Genomic DNA, 3,787 nt, shown 5'->3' on the forward strand with positions numbered 1-3,787 from the left:
AAATTTCATCTGATAAATGATGTATTTCAGCCGAAATATGACCTTTAAACGGAGATAAAATGTAGATAAACGTGAGTGAAAAAATGACCCCTTCGACGAGTGGATAAAAACGAAGGTTAAATGACCTCTAAATCTTCAAAAAACATCTAATTCAAGTAAATTTGAATAAATAGGATTTGTAGGAAAATAGGATTCCTGGCACTTTGAATTGTGTTTATTTAATGTAAAAGGTTAATTGAACAATATCGAAGTATGATTATTCTATAATATCCTATTGCCTACTTTAGAGGTATTATTAAAACAAAGCATCACTATTTATTCATAATGCACAACAATTTCGAATTAATCAATCTTCCTTTTTTGAAACCAAATATCTTCCAAACTCATATTTAAAGTGAGTAAATGAAAATTTTCTTTAACCAATATGTTCTGGACCTTTCCTTTAGAGCCATAAGCATACGAAAGATTCATCAATGACCTAGACCGTTTTCCTATAGGTAATCCTATTCCAGCTGTAAGATTATAACCGTCTACTTTAATTCCGTTTATAGCTAAGTAACCATTATCATAATTGTATCCGGCTCGGTAACGAATACGATCGCCATATTTATAACTTTGTGGGTTCTTTACGTATTCCAAGCCTAAGGCATAAATATCTTGATCTTCGTAGGCTCCTAAATTTTCTGCCTGTCCTGTTTCGCTCCAATAGTTCTTTTTATAATCAGCACTTAAAGTAAATCCTTTGTAAAAATTAGTGCTTATTCCAATTCCTACTTCTAATGGCATATTAAAATTATCTGCAGAATCACTAACATCATCTTCAACCGTAATTTCAACCCCATCTAAAGATTTAAGTACAGAACGTTTTAGGTTACCGTTAAGGGTAGTTGGAAATTGAATGGTGCTTCCTAAAGTAAATTTTTCAGAAAAATCGTATTGCATCCCAAAGCCTAGGCGAAAACCAGAGTAGTTCGTAGTTTCAGTGGACAGAAACGTACTTTGGCTAATAATAAATGATTCCTGCTCTTCAATATTTCCGAATAAAAAAGAGCCACTAAGTCCAAAACGTAAATCATCGTTAACCGCATAACCCAAATTAAATTTAAGATCACTTAGTGCTCCTAAACCAGAAACGTTGCTTTCAAAATCTTCATTAGAACCTTCTATATTAGTTTTTACTCCCACTAAGGAATAACCAACATCACTATAGGGCACCATGGTAATACCGGCACCAATACCTTCTGCAATTCTAAAGGCAATAGCTAAATTTGAAAAGTTCATAGTGCTTTTAGATTCATCATCAGCCAAATTACTATACTGATTGAATTCTCCTTTTACACCAATATCATAGAAGAAAGAGTTTTGTGGTATTAACGCATAATTTGCTGCATTTAAGTTATTAATTTCAGAATCTGTGCCAATTCCAATACCGGAATATCCCAATCCATTTGTGAAGCCTACACTAGTTTGATTGATAACTCCTAATCCATATAAGGAATATGGAGAACTTGTTAAACCTTCTGATTGAGCAGTAATTAAATTTACTGCCAATATTGTAATTACAATTGTAAGTAAAAGGTTTTTATTCATTTTCATCATATATGGCATAGGTAAGTTCTAATTGAGTACCCTTATTTGAATAATCAACATCAAGAATAAAACGGTCAACTGTAGAGGTATAATCGTTTGGCAATAGAATAAGAGCATCGGTGCTTTCTTTTTCGGTTACCAATAATGCTTCCAAATAACTACTTAATTGTAGTTCGTAATAAATATCATTGAATTCTTGATTATCACGATTCAAAATAGCCGTCATAGTAGTGGCAGAAGTAAGAACATTGTTTTGGTCAACAACGTATACCGCTAATGTATCTCGCAAAATCAATTCATCATTATACGACGCCTCTTTGGGTTTTATTCGTAAGGTTGCATCAAGTAAAGTACCTTGACCTTGAATATCATAAACCGATTTTATATGGGGAAACTCAATTCTAGTAGTAATCCCAATACCGGACTGAACAAAACTCTGATTTTCTGCATCTTCACTATTAAGAACTGTCTCAATATCCGTTAAACCATTTAAATACTCATTTGGTTCTTCAGCTATTATCTGATTAAAAAATGGTGTTGGAACACTGCTGGTATTAATTGTAAATTGGGTGAAATACTGTTCAGTTTCAGCATCTTCTTCAATACTGTAATAAATACGCATTTCAGACGCTAATGAAAACCCAATTATAGAACTATTGTTCAACTCATCAGGTCTGAATGTAAGACCTTTAAAATGGTTTATAAATTCATCATAATTGGTTAAGTTTTTGCCTTGTAGATTTTCAAATAAATCCAACCCTAAAGAATCGCTCAACTTTATTAATAGGGAATCTGTTTCAAATGGTCTTGGCGTGTAAGTTATAGCTCCAACATCTTCATCTTCATATGCTATACTGCTCGAATTATAAAAATTAGTATCGTCAGCAGGTTCTAGTTTCTCATTTACCTCTTTAATATGGATTGTATTTTCTAATAAAGTGTCGTTGTAGTAATAATTATCATATCTAATTATAAAAACAATACTATCGTAAATTGCATCCGTATCAATAGAATAGCTATCTGGTAGCATTTCAACATAGCTTGAGCTCTTTACATTCCCAAATACGGGATCACTATACTTACCTATCAACATTCGCGAACTTTGGGAAGTAATTATACTATCAAACTTCATTGTTGATAATATAGTAGTCATTGTATCCAGCTGAACAACGCGAATATTACTATCAGTAAAAAGTTCTCCAGCCTCGAAATCGGAGCTATTCAAATCTTCATTACTACAAGAAGCTGCCAATACAATACAGGCTAATAAACCCAATAAGGTCTTCATAAGAAATTGATTTATTCGTAAATGTAAAAGCTATCCTCAAAGACAGAAATCACAATAGACCAATCTGCCTATTTAACCTACCAACACTAGTATTTTCGCTATTAATTGTAAGTTCAATTTGGTAGATAAAATTCCTTGTTTCATACGTTAAATGAAGGGCTTCATCTATTTCTGTTTCAAGGACAGAAGTCCTGCTTTAATTTTGAATAAAAATTTAATAAAGCTAAAGGCAAAACAATAAATTCTTATGAAAGAACTACATATCAACTTTAATACAATTGCTTTCATGTGCATGCTAACCCTATCACTAACAAGTTGTTCTGATGACGATGATGATGAAGATTTGGGAAACTGGATAGATAAGTCTGTATTTGATGGCAGTGCACGAAGTGGTATTTCTGGATTTACTATTGGTAATACTGGTTATATGGGAACAGGTTATGATGGCGATGATTACCTAAACTCTTTTTGGTCTTATGAAATTGAAGGAGACTATTGGTCTCAAAAGGCAGATTTTCCAGGTACAGCAAGAAATGCTGCTGTTGGTTTTCAAATTGATGGTACTGGTTATATTGGTTCTGGGTATGACGGTTTAGATGAACTAGCTGATTTTTATGCCTACAGTCCTAGTTCCAATTCATGGACGGCAATAGCTCCATTTCCTTCAACAGCTAGAAGAAGTGCTGTTGCCTTTGGTGTAAACGGATTAGGATATTTTGGAACTGGTTATGATGGCGAAAATGACCGTAAAGATTTTTGGAAATATAACCCCACTAACGATACATGGACTGAAATGGTCGGTTTTGGAGGCGACAAACGAAGAGCTGCAACAACTTTTACAATAGGAGATAATGTTTATTTAGGCACTGGGGTGTCTAACGGTATTTATTTAGATGATTTTTGGGTATT

3 protein-coding genes are annotated in these 3,787 nt (G+C 33.3%); 1 reads left to right on the top strand and 2 read right to left on the bottom strand.

Going from position 1 to position 3,787, the window contains the following annotated elements:
- Nucleotides 1–342: 342 nt before the first annotated feature.
- Together ABJF52_RS12595 and ABJF52_RS12600 are read right to left on the bottom strand one after the other, a co-directional pair.
- A complete protein-coding gene (locus ABJF52_RS12595; protein WP_348150706.1) occupies nt 343–1,590 on the bottom strand; it encodes a hypothetical protein in 1,248 nt (415 codons plus the stop codon).
- Entirely contained in the window at nt 1,583–2,878 is a 1,296-nt protein-coding gene (locus ABJF52_RS12600) for a DUF4270 family protein (protein WP_348150709.1), read from the bottom strand. Before ABJF52_RS12600 ends, ABJF52_RS12595 begins: the two co-directional genes overlap by 8 nt.
- 247 nt (nt 2,879–3,125) lie before the next feature.
- Between ABJF52_RS12600 and ABJF52_RS12605 the strand changes: the two genes are divergently transcribed.
- Nucleotides 3,126–3,787: kelch repeat-containing protein (locus ABJF52_RS12605; RefSeq protein ID WP_348150712.1), on the top strand; the 662-nt coding region annotated here is incomplete at its 3' end.

Source organism: Aurantibacter sp. (assembly GCF_039941195.1).
Taxonomy (GTDB): domain Bacteria; phylum Bacteroidota; class Bacteroidia; order Flavobacteriales; family Flavobacteriaceae; genus Aurantibacter_A.